Annotated in this window: 16 protein-coding genes; 10 read left to right on the top strand and 6 right to left on the bottom strand. The window is 65.6% G+C overall.

What is annotated here, in order from left to right:
* Positions 1–8 precede the first annotated feature (8 nt).
* The 3 genes from N7333_RS11450 to N7333_RS11460 form a co-directional block, all read right to left on the bottom strand.
* Positions 9–794 carry an OmpA family protein gene (locus N7333_RS11450; RefSeq protein ID WP_003246091.1) on the bottom strand — a complete coding sequence of 262 codons (786 nt, stop codon included), beginning with the start codon at positions 792–794 and terminating at the stop codon, positions 9–11.
* A gap of 46 nt (positions 795–840) precedes the next feature.
* Entirely contained in the window at positions 841–1,254 is a 414-nt protein-coding gene (locus N7333_RS11455) for a DUF4398 domain-containing protein (RefSeq protein WP_003246089.1), read from the bottom strand.
* Between the two features lie 431 nt (positions 1,255–1,685).
* A complete protein-coding gene (locus N7333_RS11460) occupies positions 1,686–2,030 on the bottom strand; it encodes a hypothetical protein (protein WP_003246087.1) in 345 nt (114 codons plus the stop codon).
* Between the two features lie 170 nt (positions 2,031–2,200).
* On the opposite strand from N7333_RS11460, the gene ppc reads away from it, so the two are divergent.
* The 8 genes from ppc to N7333_RS11500 all read left to right on the top strand — a co-directional run bounded on the left by ppc (position 2,201) and on the right by N7333_RS11500 (position 10,593).
* Positions 2,201–4,837, top strand: a complete 2,637-nt coding sequence (gene ppc, locus N7333_RS11465; RefSeq protein WP_003246086.1) for a phosphoenolpyruvate carboxylase — start codon at positions 2,201–2,203, stop codon at positions 4,835–4,837.
* A gap of 221 nt (positions 4,838–5,058) precedes the next feature.
* Positions 5,059–5,706, top strand: a complete 648-nt coding sequence (gene adk / locus N7333_RS11470) for an adenylate kinase (protein WP_003246084.1) — start codon at positions 5,059–5,061, stop codon at positions 5,704–5,706.
* A 179-nt stretch (positions 5,707–5,885) separates the two neighbouring features.
* Positions 5,886–6,659, top strand: coding sequence for an HAD family acid phosphatase (locus tag N7333_RS11475; protein WP_129481692.1), 774 nt, complete (start codon positions 5,886–5,888; stop codon positions 6,657–6,659).
* A 115-nt stretch (positions 6,660–6,774) separates the two neighbouring features.
* Positions 6,775–7,458 carry a tRNA (adenosine(37)-N6)-threonylcarbamoyltransferase complex dimerization subunit type 1 TsaB gene (gene tsaB, locus N7333_RS11480; protein WP_096825790.1) on the top strand — a complete coding sequence of 228 codons (684 nt, stop codon included), beginning with the start codon at positions 6,775–6,777 and terminating at the stop codon, positions 7,456–7,458.
* A gap of 113 nt (positions 7,459–7,571) precedes the next feature.
* On the top strand, positions 7,572–7,916 hold the full coding sequence (locus N7333_RS11485) for a hypothetical protein (RefSeq protein WP_279858862.1): 345 nt from the start codon (positions 7,572–7,574) through the stop codon (positions 7,914–7,916).
* Positions 7,917–7,970: 54 nt separating this feature from the next.
* Positions 7,971–8,840, top strand: a complete 870-nt coding sequence (locus N7333_RS11490) for a DUF72 domain-containing protein (protein ID WP_129481691.1) — start codon at positions 7,971–7,973, stop codon at positions 8,838–8,840.
* A 12-nt stretch (positions 8,841–8,852) separates the two neighbouring features.
* Positions 8,853–9,554 (top strand): extensin family protein, encoded by a 702-nt coding sequence (locus N7333_RS11495; RefSeq protein WP_012019428.1) that lies wholly within the window; start codon positions 8,853–8,855, stop codon positions 9,552–9,554.
* A 256-nt stretch (positions 9,555–9,810) separates the two neighbouring features.
* Entirely contained in the window at positions 9,811–10,593 is a 783-nt protein-coding gene (locus N7333_RS11500; protein ID WP_129481690.1) for a class I SAM-dependent methyltransferase, read from the top strand.
* Between the two features lie 61 nt (positions 10,594–10,654).
* Here N7333_RS11500 and N7333_RS11505 read toward each other — a convergent pair whose 3' ends face one another.
* On the bottom strand, positions 10,655–11,290 hold the full coding sequence (locus N7333_RS11505) for a TetR/AcrR family transcriptional regulator (RefSeq protein WP_003246073.1): 636 nt from the start codon (positions 11,288–11,290) through the stop codon (positions 10,655–10,657).
* Positions 11,291–11,381: 91 nt separating this feature from the next.
* Between N7333_RS11505 and N7333_RS11510 the strand changes: the two genes are divergently transcribed.
* Positions 11,382–12,485, top strand: a complete 1,104-nt coding sequence (locus N7333_RS11510) for an efflux RND transporter periplasmic adaptor subunit (RefSeq protein ID WP_012019425.1) — start codon at positions 11,382–11,384, stop codon at positions 12,483–12,485.
* A 6-nt stretch (positions 12,486–12,491) separates the two neighbouring features.
* Positions 12,492–15,566: an efflux RND transporter permease subunit gene (locus N7333_RS11515; protein WP_003246069.1), complete on the top strand. Its 3,075-nt coding sequence runs from the start codon at positions 12,492–12,494 to the stop codon at positions 15,564–15,566.
* Between the two features lie 57 nt (positions 15,567–15,623).
* On the opposite strand, the gene bfr is transcribed toward N7333_RS11515, so the two are convergent.
* Together bfr and glpD are read right to left on the bottom strand one after the other, a co-directional pair.
* Positions 15,624–16,094: a bacterioferritin gene (gene bfr / locus N7333_RS11520; RefSeq protein ID WP_003246067.1), complete on the bottom strand. Its 471-nt coding sequence runs from the start codon at positions 16,092–16,094 to the stop codon at positions 15,624–15,626.
* Between the two features lie 269 nt (positions 16,095–16,363).
* Positions 16,364–17,893 carry a glycerol-3-phosphate dehydrogenase gene (gene glpD, locus N7333_RS11525; RefSeq protein ID WP_129481689.1) on the bottom strand — a complete coding sequence of 510 codons (1,530 nt, stop codon included), beginning with the start codon at positions 17,891–17,893 and terminating at the stop codon, positions 16,364–16,366.
* Positions 17,894–17,929 lie beyond the last annotated feature (36 nt).

A 17,929-nucleotide genomic window follows, 5' to 3' on the forward strand; every position in this document is an offset into this window, starting at 1 on the left:
CGCTGCGATCAGGCGCCGGCCGAGGAGCGCGGTGCCACCGGCTGGTTGTCGTTGGAGATGGTCACCTCCACCCGACGGTTCTGCGCGCGGCCCGAGTCGCTGGAGTTGTCCGCTACCGGATACTCCTTGCCGTAGCCCTGGGCGACGATACGAGTCGGCTCGACACCGGCACGGATCAGTGCGCGGCGTACGGACTCGGCGCGGCGCTCGGACAGGCCCTGGTTGTAGCTGGCCGAGCCGACGCTGTCGGTGTAGCCCTCGACGATCACCTGACGCTCGGGATTTTCCTGGAGGAAGCGCGCCAGTTGCGTGACGTTGGGCAGCGCGCTGCTCTTGAGTTCGGCCTTGTTGAAGTCGAACAGCACGTCACCGAAGGTCACCAGGGTGCCGCGCTCGGTCTGCTTGGCGTTGAGGCTGTCCTGCAGCTTGCGGATCTGCGCGTCGCGGGCATCGAGCAGTGCCTTGGCGCGTTGCGCCGAGGTGTTCTTCAGCTCGTTCTCGGCGGCGCGCAGGGCGATGGTCTGCTTGGCCACCTCGACGCGCTGGTTGGTCAGGTAGGCCAGCTGGTCGACCTTCTTCTCGTCGTCACGCTCCATGTAGGCCTTGTCGGCCTTGTTCAGCCATTCCTGGGCTTCCTTGGTTTCCAGCGCCGCCAGCTTGTTCGACTGCGGGTCGCTTTGCAGCGTGGAGAAGTTGTTGCGAGCCGATTCCAGATTGGCATTGGGCTGGTGCGAGCAGGCGGCCAGGCCGACGCTCAGGGCCAGAAGGGCGGGGATCATCACGTGTTTACGCATGGCGATTCATCCTTATCTGTCAGCGAATGAGTAGGTGACATGACGCTCACTGAGCGTTGCGCATGCCTTCCTCGCGCAGGTCCTGGACACCCTGGCGGGCGTCCTGCAGAGCCTGCTCGGCTTTCGCCGCCTGGGCCTTGCGTTCGGCGACCCGGGCGTCCCACTCGGCCTGTTCGGCCAGGCGGCGAGCCTTGTCATACTCTTTCTCGTGCATGGCCAGTTCGGCCTGCTTGAGCTTGTCCTGCGCCGCTTTCATCTCCACGGCGGCGAACTCGGTGCCACCGGCGCTGATCGCCGAATTCACGGCGGACTGGGTGACGGCGTACTGCTCGCTGGGTGGATTACCGGCACAGCCTGCCAGCACCAGGCTGCTGCCCAAGACCAGGGCGGCCAGTTTCATCCCGTGGCGGGAGGTGTTCGGGGTTTTCTCGGTATGAGTCTTCATGGTGGCTAACTCCATTTGAAACACTCCTATGAACGACGATATCCGTGGCTGGCGCATCGCGACGAGCGTCTATCCGGGGCCTGGACGGCGCCGGCGTTGCTCGATGGCCTAGAAGTGGGACCGAAACATTTTTTGAAAGGTTCAGAAAAAAAGACAGCTAGCTCATGATTGCAACAGTGACCTGTTGGTCAGTTTTCTGCTCGCATACCTGGTGTGGCGGGGCGGATTGCAGCGGCAGGAGGGCCGCCTGGAAGGATGCGCAAAGGCAAGCGAAACGGCGATCCATGGGCGTTCGCTTGAGGTTATGGGCAGCGCCGGCCCCGCCGGATGGGGGCCGCTAACGGATGGCCGCCGACGCCCCGCAGCGCTTCTGGTTGCGCTGCAGCGCCCGGCGGTGTAAGGCGATATGCGCGATATATCGAACAGGCGAGCCGGCTGAAGCGGTTTCAGTGCGTCTGTTCCGAGCCTTGTTCGGTGAGTTCGCGCAGATACTTGCGTGACAGGGCGAGAAAGCGTGGCGTCGGGCCGATGTCTTCGTACAGCGGGTCGCCCTGTTCATCCAGCGCCACCACCTTGCTGCCGCGCACGTAGGGCAGGCTGGCTTCCAGCTCCTCCAGTGCCGCCCCGATCAGTTCGCCGAGCAGTTCTTCGCTGTGATGCTTGGGGTACATCTCGGCCAGCGCGGCCAGGCGCGCCGCTGCCTCTACATCCAGATGGATGTGGTAGCGGGTCGTGGTCAGGCGGCCTTTGGCGTTCTGCTCCCAATGTTTGGCCAGTTCTCGAATTCTCATGTCTCAGCTCCTCAAGGGCAGCGCGGACGGGACAGCCCGGCGCATGCCGGGAATGCCTGTAGGTAAGCCTAGACCCAGCGCATGGACACCGCCGCGGTGTGCGTCGCACCCTTGTAAGAAGTTGGCGCGCTGGGCACTCTGTTGACATTGATCAGGACAAGGAGTGCGACATGGCGGAAATCGATGCGCGCCTGCGAGAGGAAGTCCACCTGCTCGGTGAGCTGCTCGGGCAGACCATACGAACCCAGCTCGGCGACGACTTTCTCGACAAGATCGAACGCATTCGCAAGGGCGCCAAGGCCGGCCGCCGCGGCTCGGCGGCCGGAGCCGAACAGCTGACCAGCACCCTCGGCGACCTCGGCGACGACGAGCTGTTGCCCGTTGCGCGGGCCTTCAACCAGTTTCTCAATCTGGCCAATATCGCCGAGCAGCAACACCGTGTGCGCCGACGCCGCCCGGACGAGCCCGAGCCCTTCGAGCTGCGGGTGCTCGACGAGCTGCTCGAACGCCTGCTCGCCGCCGGTCAGAAACCCGACGAGTTGGCCCGTCAGCTCGGGCGCCTGGACATCGAACTGGTGCTGACCGCTCACCCCACCGAAGTGGCGCGGCGTACCCTGATCCAGAAATACGATGCCATCGCCGCGCAGCTGACGGCGCTGGACCACAGTGACCTGCTGCCGGCCGAGCGTGAGCGTATCGCCCTGCGTCTGCAGCGGCTGATCGCCGAGGCCTGGCATACCGAAGAGATTCGACGCAGCCGGCCCAGCCCGGTGGACGAAGCCAAATGGGGCTTCGCCGTGATCGAGCATTCGCTGTGGCAGGCCGTGCCGCAGTTCCTGCGCCGCGCCGACCGCAGCCTGCAGGCCGCCACCGGTTTGCGTTTGCCGCTGGAGGCGGCGCCGATTCGCTTTGCGTCCTGGATGGGCGGCGACCGCGACGGCAATCCCAATGTCACCGCTCGCGTCACCCGCGAGGTGCTGCTGCTGGCGCGCTGGATGGCCGCCGACCTGTACTTGCGCGATGTCGATCAACTGGCCGCCGAGCTGTCCATGCAGCAGGCCAGTGCCGAGCTGCGCGCCCAGGTCGGTGACAGCGCCGAGCCTTATCGGGCGTTGCTCAAGCAGTTGCGCGAGCGCCTGCGCGAGACGCGCAGCTGGGCGCAGCAGGCGCTGACGGCCGACATCGCGCCCGGCGCTGCGGTGTTGCAGGACAATCATGATCTGCTGGCGCCGCTGCAGCTCTGCTATCAGTCGCTGCATGCCTGCGGCATGGGCGTGATCGCCGATGGGCCGCTGCTCGACTGCCTGCGCCGGGCAGCGACCTTCGGCCTGTTCCTGGTGCGTCTCGATGTGCGTCAGGATTCCACCCGGCACGCCGCCGCGTTGTCGGAGATCACCGATTACCTGGGCCTCGGGCGTTACGCCGAGTGGGACGAGGAGCAGCGCCTGGCCTTCCTGCAGCGCGAACTGGACAGCCGTCGGCCGCTGCTGCCGAGCGACTACCGGCCCTCGGCCGATACCGCCGAAGTGCTCGCCACCTGCCGCGAGGTGGCCGCTGCGCCCGCGGCAGCGCTGGGCTCGTACGTGATCTCCATGGCCGGTGCAGCCTCCGACGTGCTGGCGGTGCAACTGCTGCTCAAGGAGGCCGGGTTGCGCCGGCCGATGCGCGTGGTGCCACTGTTCGAAACCCTGGCCGATCTGGACAACGCCGGCCCGGTGATCGATCGCCTGCTGGGGTTGCCCGGTTATCGGGTGCGGTTGCACGGGCCGCAGGAAGTGATGATCGGCTATTCCGATTCGGCCAAGGATGCCGGCACCACCGCGGCCGCCTGGGCGCAGTACCGCGCCCAGGAGGAGCTGGTGCGCCTGTGTGGCGAACATCAGGTGGAGCTGCTGCTGTTCCATGGCCGCGGTGGCACCGTGGGCCGGGGCGGTGGCCCGGCTCATGCCGCGATCCTGTCGCAACCGCCGGGTTCGGTGGCGGGGCGTTTCCGCACCACCGAGCAGGGCGAGATGATCCGCTTCAAGTTCGGCCTGCCGGACATCGCCGAGCAGAACCTCAATCTGTATCTCGCTGCGGTGCTGGAGGCCACCTTGCTGCCGCCACCTGCGCCCGAGCCGAGCTGGCGGGCGATGATGGATCGTCTCGCCGACGTCGGGGTCAAGGCCTACCGCGGCGTAGTGCGCGAGCATCCGCAGTTCGTCGCCTACTTCCGCCAGGCGACCCCGGAGCAGGAGCTGGGCAGGCTGCCACTCGGCAGTCGTCCGGCCAAGCGCCGCGAAGGTGGGGTCGAGAGCCTGCGGGCGATTCCGTGGATCTTCGCCTGGACCCAGACCCGCCTGATGCTGCCGGCCTGGCTCGGTTGGGAACAGGCGCTGGGTCAGGCACTGGCAGGTGGCGAAGGCGAGCTGCTGAAGAACATGCGCGAGCAGTGGCCGTTCTTCCGCACGCGCATCGACATGCTGGAGATGGTGCTGGCCAAGGCCGACGCCAGCATTGCAGCACTGTATGACCAGCGTCTGGTGGAGCCGGCGCTGCAGCCACTGGGTGCGCAGTTACGCGACCTATTGTCGCAGGCCTGTGCCGCGGTGCTGGAACTGACCGGTCAGTCGCGCCTGCTCGCGCACAGCCCGGAGACGCTGGAATCGATCAGCGTGCGCAACACCTATCTCGATCCGCTGCATCTGCTGCAGGCCGAGCTGCTGGCACGGTGCCGGCTACGCCAGCAGGCGCCGGAGAGCCCTCTGGAGCAGGCGCTGCTGGTCAGCGTGGCGGGCATTGCGGCCGGTCTGCGCAACACCGGTTGAGGGGCGCAGAGGCCGGCAAGGCATGTGCCAGGCCGGCCTCGCCGAGCCTGTTCACCGGGTCGGGCGAAGGGGTTTTATCCGACTTTTGGCGGCTTGTGCGCCTGGGGTGCGCTGTGTATCTTGAGCAGCCTTTTGGCCGCTGCGGCTGCCGCACCATTTAAGAGATTGGCCCCACGAGGCGAGTCCGACCGATTACTAGATAACTCTTGAGGAGCACATCGATGCGCGTGATTCTGCTGGGGGCGCCCGGTGCCGGCAAAGGTACCCAGGCTCGCTACATCACCGAGAAATTCGGTATTCCGCAAATCTCCACCGGCGACATGCTGCGTGCTGCGGTCAAGGCGGGCACCGAACTGGGCCTGAAGGCCAAGAGCGTGATGGATGCCGGTGGCCTGGTTTCCGATGACCTGATCATCAACCTGGTCAAGGAGCGCATCGCCCAGCCCGACTGCGCCAATGGCTTCCTGTTCGATGGCTTCCCGCGCACTATTCCGCAGGCCGAAGCCCTGCGTGACGCCGGCGTGACCCTGGATCACGTGGTGGAAATCGCCGTCGACGACGAGGAAATCGTCAAGCGTCTGTCCGGCCGTCGTGTGCACCCGGCTTCCGGTCGCGTCTACCACACCGAGTACAACCCGCCGAAGGTCGCCGGCAAGGACGACGTCAGCGGTGAGGAACTGGTTCAGCGTGAAGACGACAAGGAAGAGACCGTGCGTCATCGCCTGTCCGTTTACCACTCGCAGACCAAGCCGCTGGTGGATTTCTACCAGAAGCTGTCCGCCGAGACCGGCACCCCGAAGTACAGCCACATTCCGGGCGTCGGCAGCGTCGAAGACATCACCGCCAAGACCCTGGCCGCGCTGGACTGAGTCCACCGCCAGCTGTCTCCGACAAAGGCCCCGCAAGGGGCCTTTGTCGTATATGGAACATGGATACGTTCTGGTCGCTCTCAAGCATGGCCGCGCAAGGCGGGCCGACTAGTATCGACGATGCAAGCCTCCGGCCTGCGTCGGGGCGCGTCGACAACCTATAAGGAAGAGGGCATTCAATGATCGAGAAACGCATCTGGCTGGGCCTTGCGGCAGCACTGCTGGCCACTCCGCCGGTATTCGCCGAGACCGCCGCACCGGGCAAGGCCGACTGTTCCGTTGCCGAGTTCGCCATGGGCCTGCGCTTTCAGCAGCAATCGGCGGAAATCCAGGCGCTGCAGCTGCAGGCCTACAACATCGCCACGGAGAAACTCGACAAGGCCGTGGCCGCAGCGAAGGATCCGTCGAAGCTGGCCATCGTCACCGACCTCGACGAAACCGTGATCGACAACAGCGCCCTGCTGGCGCGTGATCTGGCCAACTGTCACCAGTACGACGCCTGGGATACCTGGCTGCCCTGGGAGCGCGACGGCGTGCCCAGGCTGATTCCCGGCGCGAAGCAGTTTCTCGACCGCGCCGACAAGCTGGGCGTGACCATCCGCTACATCTCCGACCGCGCCGACGAGCAAAAGAAATACACCCTGGCCACCCTGAGCAAGCTGGGCCTGCCGCAGGTCTCGGAGCAGAGCGTGCTGCTGCTCGGCCCGCCCAAGGTCGAGCGGCGCGCCATCGTCAGCGCCGATCATCAGATCATCATGCTGCTGGGCGACACGCTGCATGACTTCGATGCGCGCTTTCGCAAGACGCCGCTCGACGCGCAGCGCAACACCGTTGCCGAAGAGGCCGGCAAGTGGGGCGTGGAGTGGATCGTGTTCCCCAACGCCAGCTACGGCACCTGGTCCAAGGCGCCGCTGCAAGGCTGGGAGGCCGAGACGGTCGTCGAGCCCTGGTAGGGCGTTGCGGCCGCCACCGGTCGTGCGCCGGTGGCGTCTGGCCGTCAGGGTGCTGGAAAAAAACTCCTCGAGCCGGTCTAATGCCGGCTCTTTTTTCTGCAGCTGTCCGAATGCAATGACCACTCTCCTGGCCCTGGATACCGCCACCGAAGCCTGCTCCGTCGCGCTGCTGCATGACGGTCGCGTGCTCAGCCACTACGAGGTTGCCCCGCGCCTGCATGCGCAACGCCTGTTGCCGATGATTCAGCAACTGCTGGGCGACGCCGGCATCGCCGCCTCGGCGCTGGATGCCATCGCCTTTGGCCGTGGCCCGGGCGCCTTCACGGGCGTACGCATCGCCATCGGCGTGGTTCAGGGCCTGGCGTTTGCCCTGGACCGGCCGGTGTTGCCGGTATCCAATCTGGCCGTGCTGGCCCAGCGCGCGCTGCGTGAGCGGGGCGCGACCCAGGTGGCGGCAGCCATCGACGCGCGCATGGATGAGGTGTACTGGGGCTGCTACCGCGCCGATGCCGGCGAGATGCGTCTGCTCGGCGAGGAGGCGGTGTTGCCGCCGGAGCAGGCCGAGGCGCCGCGTGGCTGCAGCGGCGACTGGTTCGGCGCCGGTACCGGTTGGGGCACCTATGCCGCGCGTATCGCGCTCAAGCCCACTCATATGGATGGCAGCCTGCTGCCGCACGCCGAAGACCTGCTCGCTCTGGCCCGTTTTGCCTGGGCGCGTGGCGAGGCGTTGCCGGCCGATCAGGCCCAGCCGGTGTACCTGCGCGATCAGGTCGCGACACCCAAGGCGCCGTCGGCATGACAATTGGTCGGATGTTTGGCGTCAAGAACCCCTTGGCATTTGCCAAGTCCGGTGGCCGCCGCTACATTGCCAGCACTGTCCTTCGTTCAGCCGAGCCCACCGAGCAGTCCTAGATGCGGATCGACGCTTACCTACCTTCCTACTCGCCCGATCGCGGCCCCCGTTCGGGCACTGCGGTCACGCCCTATCGCGAGGCGCAGCGGGAGATCGAGGTTCGGCGTGAGCAACCGACCGCACCGGCCAGCAGCCAGGGGCTGGAGCAGGCTCCGCAGATTCGTCGGGTGCAGGCCAGCAGCGCCAACACCGACAGCCTGCCGGCCCGTTCCCAGGACCTGGCGTTTCAGCAGCCGGCCATGAGCAACCGCGCCGTCCAGGCGCTGGCCAGCTACAGCACCACCGCCGCCTATGCCAACGAATCCGACGCGCAGGAAGTGCTCGGTCTCGACCTCTACGCCTAACATCGTCCCACGGCGTGTTCCGCGCGCCTCTGTCAGGTCCGCCACAATCGATCGATGAGCGCTGCGCTTCCCTATCATCTTGGCTGTCCCTCCTGGAGCGAAGCCGCCTGGCGCGCCACGCTCTACCCCGATGACACCCGGCCCGCCGATTTTCTCGGCCGCTACGTTCAGGTGTTCAACGCCGTCGAGGGCAACACCACCTTCTACGCTCGCCCCAGCGAGCAGACCGTTGCGCGTTGGGCCCAGCAGATGCCGGCGGATTTCCGTTTCTGCGCCAAGCTGCCGCGCGATGTCAGCCACAGTGACGACCTGTGCCAGCAGTTGGAGGAGGTCGAGCGTTTTCGCCAGTTGCTTGCGCCCCTGGGCGCCAGGGTTGCGCCGTACTGGCTGCAACTGCCGGCCAGCTTCGGCCCGACGCGCCTGGCCGAGCTGGCGGCGTTCATCGAGCACTGGGGCGATTGGCCGCTGGCCATCGAGGTGCGGCACCCGGAGTTCTTCGCCAAGGGTGATGCCGAGCGCGTGCTCAATCGCCTGTTGCATGAGCGCGGTGTCGAGCGCATCTGCCTGGATTCCCGTGCCCTGTTCAGCTGTGATTCACAGGAAGCGGCCGTGCTCCACGCGCAGGCCAAGAAGCCGCGCCTGCCGACTCGGCCCACCACGTTCAGCCAGAGCCCGCAGCTGCGCTTCATCGGTCATCCCGAGTTGCTGGCGAACGACCCCTTCATGGCGCCCTGGCTGGACAAGGTCGCCGCCTGGATCGAGCAGGGATTGCGCCCCTACGTCTTCGCCCACACCTCGGACAACCGCCTGGCGCCCGAGTTGGCGCGACGCTTTCACCAGCAACTGAGCCTGCGTCTGCCCGGCTTGCCGGAGTTGCCGACGCTGCATAGAGAGCCGGAACTGGAGCAGCTCGGCCTGCTCTGATAGGACATGGACATGCTGATACGGATATTCGGCCGATTGCTCTTGCTCGCCGTGCTGCTCGGCGCGGCTCTGCTGGTTGCGCTGTGGCGCGGCTGGGTGGATGTGGCGCCACGTTTCAATCCCTGGGCGCCGCTGGACGTGCGCGAGCAGCCGAACCTGCTGACCGGCTTCAAGCTCTGGCGCCTGAGCGAGGATCGCGAGTTGTGCGACCTGGCCCTGGCGACTTCCGAGCTGCGTTTCACCCGTCTTCCCGACAGCACGCCGCATCCCGGCTGCCCGATAGAAAATGCCGTGCGTATCCAGGGCGCCAACGTCGGCCTGAGCAGCAGCTTCATGGCCACCTGTCCGCTGGCGGTAAGTTTCGCCCTGTTCGAACGGCATGGGCTGCAGCCCGCTGCGCAGGCGGTGTTCGGCCAGCCGGTCAGCCGCATCGAGCACGTCGGCAGCTTCGCCTGCCGCAGCATCGCCGGCAGCCAGCGACCCAGCCAGCATTCCTATGCCAATGCCCTGGATATGGTCGGCTTCCGGCTGCGCGACGGACGGCGCATCAGCGTGCTGCACGACTGGCCGGGAGAGGGCGACAAGGCGCGCTTCCTGCGCCTGGTGCAGGAGGCGGCCTGCGACAGTTTCAACGTGACCCTGGGGCCGGACTACAACGCCGCCCACCGCGACCACTTTCACGTGGACATGGGTATGTGGCGCATGTGCCGTTAAGGCGGCGCTGGTAGGGGCGGACGGTTTCTTGTCGGGTGTACCGGTGCGCACGGCGCACCCTATGGAGCATGCGGGGAGGTGACTCTGAAGCTGGCACCTGGCCAAAAAGCCCGGCCGGGCGTCTCGGGGCTGGCGCAAGGAGCATCCACCAGGGTGACACTCGATGCGGCTGTCGGCGGCCGGCTCTGGCAGAATGCCGCTTCTTCGATAGCGGCCGTGAGGCCGAGTGTGAATGTTTCCTGAGCAGACAGAGCCCATGACCGACGAGCCTCGCAACGCCAGCATCCGCATGGATGCCCTGCAAGCCCATCACGCCGAGGCAGCAGCCCGTTGGGCGGCGCGCCTTGGCCTGCCGCGGGTTGGCGAGACCGATTTTGCCCTGCAACTGGGTGATCAGGGCCTGCAACTGGTGGAGTTGGGCGACAAGGCGCCGGGGCCGGTGCGGGTGGATTTCGTCGAGGGCGCGGCAGCCCATCGACGCCAGTTCGGCGGTGGCAGCGGGCAGATGATCGCCAAGGCGGTAGGGGTGCAGTCGGGTATCCGTCCACGGATTCTCGATGCAACCGCGGGTCTGGGGCGCGACGCCTTCGTCCTGGCCAGCCTGGGCTGTGAAATGACTCTGATCGAACGCCAGCCGCTGATCGCCGCGCTGCTCGAGGACGGCCTGCAACGCGCCGAGCTCGACCTCGAGGTGGCGCCCATCGTTGCACGCATGCGCTTGCTGACAGGCAATGCCATCGACCTGATGCAGAACTGGCAGGGCGAGGCGCCTCAGGTGATTTACCTCGATCCGATGTTCCCGCACCGCGACAAGAGCGCCCTGGTGAAGAAGGAAATGCGCCTGTTCAGGCCGTTCGTGGGCGACGATCTGGACGCGCCGGCGCTGCTGGCGGCGGCGCTGGCGCTGGCCAGTCACCGGGTGGTGGTCAAGCGCCCGCGCAAGGCGCCGGCCATCGAGGGGGCGAAACCCGGCTACGTGCTGGAAGGCAAGTCCAGCCGTTACGACGTCTACCCGAAGAAGAAGCTGGAAGGCGCGTAGGGTGCGCCGACTGAGGGTTCGCCGCGATTGCAGCGGTGCGCACGGCTCACCCTGCGGTGGTTCAGCATCGATAGGCGCGTAGAAACAGTTCCACTGCCTCGTGCACGTGTCGTTCGGCGGCCGCGCCTTCGAGCGGGGCGCAGCAACCGATCAGCAGGCGGAAGTGCGCGCCGCCCTTGACCAGGCTGAAGAACTGGTCGGCGGCCATCAGCGGGTCGTCGATCCGCAGCAGGCCGCCCTGATCTGCCCTGCGCAGCAGCGCTTCCATCTCCTGCAGCACGCGCTGCGGCCCGGCCTGATAGAACATCAGCGCCAGCTTGGGATCCTGGCTGGCCAGGCTGACCATCATCCGATGCAACTCCACCGACTCGCGGCTGCTGATCAGCGCGTGGAAGCCGCGGCCGATATTCAGCAGCACGGTCTCGATCGGCGCCCCGGCCGGCAGCTCGAACAGCAGCTCCGGCAGCTGTTCCTCGCACTTGGCCTTCACCGCCGCGGAGAACAGCGTCTCCTTGTCGGTGAAATGGCTGTACACCGTGAGCTTGGAAACCCCGGCCTCGGCGGCGATGGCGTCCATGCTGCTGCCGTCGTAGCCGTGGCGCAGGAACAGGGTCTTGGCCGCGTCGAGGATGGCGCGGCGTTTGGCGAGGTCCTTCGGTCGGCCGGGGCCGGAAGGCTGTAACAACTTGTCAGGCATTGGCGAATTTTAATACTGGACTGGCGAGTTTGCTATTTTTACTATACCCGCCAGTACAAATATTCCAAACCTTCTCCGAAAGGTCGCCATCATGTCCCGCCATGTGCTTCCCCTAGTTGCGTCTCTGGGTCTTGTCTTTCTCCTGTCTGCCTGCGGTAACGGCGAGCCGATGCAGCAGCCGATCCGACCTGCCATGGTGGTGCAGCCGCAACCGGCTGCGGCCCTGGTCGACAGTTATCCGGGCGAGGTTCGCGCACGTTACGAGCCGGAGCTGGCTTTCCGCATCACCGGCAAGGTGAGCAAGCGCATGGTGGATGTCGGCGATCGAGTGAAGAAGGATCAGGCGCTGGCGGAGCTGGACCCGCAGGACGTACGCCTGCAACTGGAGGCGACCCGTGCGCAGGTGGCGGCCGCAGAGGCCAATCTGCAGACCGTGCGTGCCGAGCGCGACCGTTACAAGACTTTGCTCGAGCGCAACCTGGTCAGCCGCTCGCAGTATGACAATGCCGAGAACCTCTACCGTTCCGGCGAAGCGCGCCTGAAGCAGATCAGGGCCGAGTACGACGTGGCCAGCAATCAGGCCGGTTACGCCGTGCTGCGCGCTTCCCAGGACGGCGTGATTGCGCGTCGCGCCGTCGAGGTGGGGCAGGTGGTGGCCGCCGGACAGACCGTCTTCACCCTGGCCGCCGATGGCGAGCGCGAGGTCTCCATCAGCCTGCCGGAGCAGAGCTTCGGTCGCTTCGCAATCGGTCAGCCGGTGGAGGTGGAACTCTGGTCGCAGCCTGATCAGCGCTTCCCCGGTCGCATCCGCGAGATGGCGCCGGCGGCCGATCCGCAGTCGCGCACCTTCGCCGCCCGGGTTGCCTTCAGCGAAGGCAAGGTGCCGGCCGAACTGGGACAAAGCGCGCGCGTATTCATCGCCAGCAACGGCGAGGTGCCGCTGGCGGTACCACTGTCGGCGCTCAGCGCCGAACAGGGCCAGCCCTTCGTCTGGGTGGTCGATCCCCGGGAGCACACCGTGCAGCGCCGTCTGGTGCGGGTCGGCGCCTATGGCGACGATCGCGTGCCGGTGCTCGAAGGCCTGTCGGCAACCGACTGGGTGGTAGCGGCGGGTGTCCAGGTGTTGCGCGAGGGGTTGCAGGTACGCCCGGTGGACCGCGACAACCGCAACGTCGAACTGGCCGCCAAGGAGTAAGCCGGCATGAGCTTCAACCTGTCTGCCTGGGCGCTGCGCCATCGCCAGATCGTGCTCTACATCATGCTGCTGCTGGCCGTGGTGGGGGCGCTTTCCTATACCAAGCTCGGCCAGAGCGAAGATCCTCCCTTCACCTTCAAGGCCATGGTGATCCGCACCAACTGGCCGGGCGCCAGCGCCGAGGAGGTGTCGCGCCAGGTCACCGAACGCATCGAGAAGAAGCTGATGGAGACCGGCGAGTACGACCGCATCACCAGCTTCTCGCGGCCGGGCGAGTCGCAGGTCACCTTCATGGCGCGTGACTCGATGCGCAGCTCGGAGATTCCCGAGCTGTGGTACCAGGTGCGCAAGAAGGTCAGCGACATTCGCCATACGCTGCCACCGGGCATTCAGGGCCCGTTCTTCAACGACGAGTTCGGCACCACCTTCGGCAACATCTACGCCCTGACTGGCAACGGTTTCGACTACGCAGTGCTCAAGGACTACGCCGACCGCATCCAGCTGCAGCTGCAGCGCGTCAAGGACGTCGGCAAGGTGGAGCTGGTCGGCCTGCAGGACGAGAAGATCTGGATCGAGCTGTCCAACACCAAGCTGGCCACCCTCGGCTTGCCGCTGGCGGCGGTGCAGCAGGCGCTGGAGGCGCAGAACGCGGTGGCTGCCGCGGGCTTTTTCGAGACCGCCAGCGAGCGCATTCAGCTACGCGTGACCGGGCGTTTCGAGTCGGTGGAGGAGATTCGCGACTTTCCCATTCGCGTCGGTGATCGCACCTTCCGCATCGCCGACGTGGCCGAGGTCAAGCGCGGCTTCAACGATCCACCCGCGCCGCGTATGCGCTTCATGGGCGAGGATGCCATCGGTCTGGCCGTGTCGATGAAGGCCGGCGGCGACATTCTGGTGCTGGGCAAGGCGCTGGAGGGCGAGTTCGCCCGCCTGCAACAGACGCTCCCGCTGGGCATGGAGCTGCGCAAGGTGTCGGATCAGCCGGCGGCGGTGAAGACCGGCGTGGGCGAGTTCGTCAAGGTGCTGGTCGAGGCGCTGGTGATCGTGCTGGCGGTCAGCTTCTTCTCCCTCGGCCTGCGCACCGGCCTGGTGGTGGCGCTGGTGATTCCGCTGGTGCTGGCGATGACCTTCGCCACCATGTACTACCTCGGCATCGGCCTGCACAAGATTTCCCTCGGCGCCCTGGTACTTGGCCTCGGCCTGCTGGTGGACGACGCGATCATCGCGGTGGAGATGATGGCGATCAAGATGGAGCAGGGCTACGACCGCTTCAAGGCGGCTAGCTTCGCCTGGACCAGCACGGCGTTCCCCATGCTCACCGGTACCCTGATCACCGCCGCGGGCTTTCTGCCCATCGCCACCGCGCAGTCCGGCACGGGCGAATACACCCGTTCGATCTTCCAGGTGGTGGCCATCGCCCTGATCGCCTCGTGGATCGCCGCCGTGATGTTCGTGCCCTATCTCGGCGACAAGCTGCTGCCCGACCTGGCCAAGCTGCATGCCGCCAAGCATGGCGGCAGCGACGCCGGCCATGACCCCTACGCGACCCCCTTCTACCGTCGCGTGCGGGCTGCCGTGGAGTGGTGCGTGCGCTACCGGGGCACGGTGATCATGCTGACCATCGGCCTGTTCGTCGCGTCGGTGCTGCTGTTCCGTTTCGTACCGCAGCAGTTCTTCCCGGCGTCCGGGCGTCTGGAGCTGATGGTGGACATCAAGCTGGAAGAGGGCGCGTCGCTCAGTGCCACCGAGGCCGAGGTACGTCGCCTGGAACAGCTGCTCAAGGAGCAGCCGGGCATCGACAACTACGTGGCCTATGTCGGCACCGGTTCGCCGCGTTTCTACCTGCCGCTGGACCAGCAGTTGCCGGCAGCCAGCTTTGCCCAGTTCGTGGTGCTGGCCTCGAGCATCGAGGAGCGCGAGCGTCTGCGCACCTGGCTGATCCAGGTGATGAACGATGAGTTCCCAGCCCTGCGCAGTCGCGTCAGCCGCCTGGAAAACGGCCCGCCCGTGGGCTATCCGATCCAGTTCCGCGTCAGCGGCGAGCATATCGACGAGGTGCGCGCCCTGGCTCGCCAGGTGGCGGACAAAGTGCGTGAGAACCCGCATGTGGTCAACGTGCACCTGGATTGGGAGGAGCCGAGCAAGGTGGTGATCCTCAATATCGATCAGGACCGCGCCCGTGCACTGGGAGTCAACACCGCCGAGCTGTCGCGTTTCCTGCAGGGCTCGCTGTCCGGCACCAGTGTCAGCCAGTATCGCGAGGGCAATGAGCTGATCGAGATCCTGCAGCGCGGTACCGCGCAGGAGCGCAAGGCCCTGAGCCTGCTGCCCAGCCTGGCGGTCCCGACCGACAGCGGCCGCAGCGTGGCCCTGTCGCAGGTGGCGACCTTGGAATACGGTTTCGAGGAGGGCATCATCTGGCACCGCAATCGCCTGCCCAACGTCACGGTGCGCGCCGATGTCTACGGCCAGCAGCAGCCGGCCAGCCTGACCCAGCAGATCCTGCCGACCCTGGAGCCTATTCGCGCCGAACTGCCCGATGGCTACCTGCTGGAAGTCGGCGGTACGGTGGAGGATTCCGCCCGCGGGCAGAAGTCGGTGAACGCCGGCGTGCCGCTGTTCATCGTCGTGGTGCTGACGCTGCTGATGCTGCAGCTCAAGAGTTTCTCGCGGTCGGCGATGGTGTTTCTCACCGCGCCGCTGGGGCTGATCGGGGTGACCCTGTTCCTGCTAATCTTCCGTCAACCGTTCGGCTTCGTCGCCATGCTCGGCACCATTGCCCTGGCCGGCATGATCATGCGCAACTCGGTGATTCTGGTCGACCAGATCGAGCAGGACATCGAGGCCGGACTGGACCGCTGGCACGCCATCATCGAAGCCACGGTGCGCCGCTTCCGGCCCATCGTGCTGACGGCGCTGGCCTCGGTGCTGGCGATGATCCCGCTGTCGCGCAGCGTGTTCTTCGGGCCGATGGCGGTGGCCATCATGGGCGGCCTGGTGGTGGCCACGGCCTTGACCCTGCTGTTCCTGCCGGCGCTGTATGCGGCCTGGTTCCGGGTCAAGGAGCAGGAGGCGCGCTGATTGCCTGGCGCAATAAAAAACGGGAGCCATTGGCTCCCGTTTTTTGTTGCGGCTGACTTATTCGTCCATCTGCGACTGCAGGTAATTCTGCAGGCCTACCGCCTCGATCAGGCCCAGTTGGGTTTCCAGCCAGTCGATGTGGTCTTCCTCGGAGCAGAGGATTTCTTCCATCAGCTCACGACTGGCGTAGTCGCCGATGCTTTCGCAGTAGGCGATGCCGGCCTTGAGATCGGCATGGGCCTTGTGCTCGAGCTTCAGGTCGCATTCGAGCATTTCCTTGGTGTTCTCGCCGATCAGCAGCTTGCCCAGATCCTGCACATTGGGAATGCCTTCGAGAAACAGGATGCGCTTGATCAGCTTGTCGGCGTGCTTCATCTCGTCGATGGACTCGTGATACTCGTGCTCGCCAAGCTTTTTCAGGCCCCAGTCTTCGTACATGCGCGCATGCAGGAAGTACTGGTTGATGGCGACCAGTTCGTTACCGAGAATCTTGTTCAGGTGCTGAATGACCTTCTTGTCGCCTTTCATGATCGCTCCTGCTGTTTCGATGAAGGTGGATGACTACGAATTTTCTGCCCCGTTTTCTTCTCTGTCAAACCTAAGTTATTGAAAGATAAGTAAAAATAAAACTGAATACGAATGTTTCGATTCCGCATCAAAGTGCCAAGTTATTGAATTGACGCAATAAAAAACTTGCCCGGGAATTCAACTGGCTGAATGGTCCGGAAAGCGGATCGACAAATTTTTTTTCGCGCCATAAAAAAGCCCCGCAGAGCGGGGCATTGAGCACGCGGAATTCAGGCGGCGTGAGCGGAATGCGGGTCGTGACTGCGCAGGTAGTCCTGCAGGCGGGCCTGCTGGCTCGGCGTCATGAACAGGCCCAGCTTGCTGCGCCGCCAGAGCAGGTCGGCGCTGCCGCGCACCCATTCCTCACGGCGCAGGTAGTCGACTTCGCGGGTGTAGAGCCCGGCGCCGAGATGTTCGCCAAGATCGGTCAGGTTGTGTACGCCCTCGAGCAGGCGCCAGGTGCGGCTGCCATAGCTGACGGCCCAGCGCCTGGCCAGGCTGGTGGGTAACCAGCCATGGCGCTCGCAGAGGGCTTCGATCAGCGCGCTCAGGCTCTCCAGATTCTCGCCCCCGGGCAAGGGGGCGCTGGCGGTCCAGGCCGGTCCCAGGTTCGCAAAGTAGGGCTGCAGCTGCGCCATGGCGGATTCGGCCAGCTTGCGGTAGGTGGTCAGCTTGCCGCCGAATACCGAGAGCAGCGGCGCTTCGCCAGGTGCACCGGACAACGACAGGGTGTAGTCGCGGGTAATGGCCGAAGGCTCGTCCGACTCGTCGTCGCACAGCGGGCGGACCCCGGAGAAGCTGTACAGCACGTCGGCGCGGCTCAGCTGCTGCTTGAAATGGTCGTTGACCACCTTGAGCAGGTAGTCGGTTTCCTCGGCGCTGACGGCCACCTGCGCCGGGTCGCCCTGGTATTCACGGTCGGTGGTGCCGATCAGGGTGAAGCGTTCCAGATAGGGAATGGCGAAGACGATGCGTCGGTCCTCGTTCTGCAGGATGTAGGCCTGCTCGCCCTCGTACAGGCGCGGTACCACGATATGGCTGCCCTGGATCAGGCGGATGCCGTAGGGCGACTGCTGTTTGAGGTCTTCGCGGATGAAGCGGGCAACCCAGGGGCCGGCGGCGTTGACCAGCCCGCGGGCGCGGATGGAGAACAGGCTGCCATCGTTGCGTTCGAGGTGGATGTGCCACAGGCCCTTGCTGCGTCGCGCGCTGACGCAGCGGGTGCGGGTATGGATATGAGCGCCTTTCTCGCGGGCGGCCATGGCATTGAGTACCACCAGGCGGGCGTCGTCCACCCAGCAGTCGGAGTACTCGAAGCCGCGGCTGATCTCCGCCTTGAGCGGGCTGCCGGCGCCGAAGCGCAGGCCGCGCGAGGGGGGCAGACGTTCGCGCTTGCCGAGGTGGTCGTAGAGAAACAGGCCGGCGCGAATCATCCAGGCCGGACGCAGGTGCGGGCGGTGCGGCAGAACGAAGCGCATGGGTTTGACGATATGCGGCGCCTTGGCCAGCAACACCTCACGCTCGGCCAGGGCCTCGCGCACCAGGCGGAACTCGTGATGCTCCAGATAGCGCAGGCCGCCATGGATCAGCTTGCTGCTGGCCGAGGACGTGTGGCTGGCCAGGTCATCCTTTTCGCAAAGGAATACGGACAGGCCGCGGCCGGCCGCGTCAGCGGCGATGCCCACGCCATTGATGCCGCCGCCAACGACGGCGAGGTCATAGACTTCCGCAACGGGACTGGCGAACGGATCGTGAGGCATGGGGCACGCTCGGCTATTGGATTCGAATGTGTTGAT

The organism is Pseudomonas sp. GD04158, assembly GCF_029834875.1.
In the GTDB taxonomy this organism is placed as follows: Bacteria; Pseudomonadota; Gammaproteobacteria; order Pseudomonadales; family Pseudomonadaceae; genus Aquipseudomonas; species Aquipseudomonas hydrolytica.

Coding starts and splice junctions, on each gene's coding strand:
- N7333_RS11450 (WP_003246091.1), bottom strand. CDS start 794: ATGCGTAAACACGTGATGATCCCCGCCCTTCTGGCCCTGAGCGTCGGC.
- N7333_RS11455 (WP_003246089.1), bottom strand. CDS start 1,254: ATGGAGTTAGCCACCATGAAGACTCATACCGAGAAAACCCCGAACACC.
- N7333_RS11460 (WP_003246087.1), bottom strand. CDS start 2,030: ATGAGAATTCGAGAACTGGCCAAACATTGGGAGCAGAACGCCAAAGGC.
- ppc (WP_003246086.1), top strand. CDS start 2,201: ATGGCGGAAATCGATGCGCGCCTGCGAGAGGAAGTCCACCTGCTCGGT.
- adk (WP_003246084.1), top strand. CDS start 5,059: ATGCGCGTGATTCTGCTGGGGGCGCCCGGTGCCGGCAAAGGTACCCAG.
- N7333_RS11475 (WP_129481692.1), top strand. CDS start 5,886: ATGATCGAGAAACGCATCTGGCTGGGCCTTGCGGCAGCACTGCTGGCC.
- tsaB (WP_096825790.1), top strand. CDS start 6,775: ATGACCACTCTCCTGGCCCTGGATACCGCCACCGAAGCCTGCTCCGTC.
- N7333_RS11485 (WP_279858862.1), top strand. CDS start 7,572: ATGCGGATCGACGCTTACCTACCTTCCTACTCGCCCGATCGCGGCCCC.
- N7333_RS11490 (WP_129481691.1), top strand. CDS start 7,971: ATGAGCGCTGCGCTTCCCTATCATCTTGGCTGTCCCTCCTGGAGCGAA.
- N7333_RS11495 (WP_012019428.1), top strand. CDS start 8,853: ATGCTGATACGGATATTCGGCCGATTGCTCTTGCTCGCCGTGCTGCTC.
- N7333_RS11500 (WP_129481690.1), top strand. CDS start 9,811: ATGACCGACGAGCCTCGCAACGCCAGCATCCGCATGGATGCCCTGCAA.
- N7333_RS11505 (WP_003246073.1), bottom strand. CDS start 11,290: ATGCCTGACAAGTTGTTACAGCCTTCCGGCCCCGGCCGACCGAAGGAC.
- N7333_RS11510 (WP_012019425.1), top strand. CDS start 11,382: ATGTCCCGCCATGTGCTTCCCCTAGTTGCGTCTCTGGGTCTTGTCTTT.
- N7333_RS11515 (WP_003246069.1), top strand. CDS start 12,492: ATGAGCTTCAACCTGTCTGCCTGGGCGCTGCGCCATCGCCAGATCGTG.
- bfr (WP_003246067.1), bottom strand. CDS start 16,094: ATGAAAGGCGACAAGAAGGTCATTCAGCACCTGAACAAGATTCTCGGT.
- glpD (WP_129481689.1), bottom strand. CDS start 17,893: ATGCCTCACGATCCGTTCGCCAGTCCCGTTGCGGAAGTCTATGACCTC.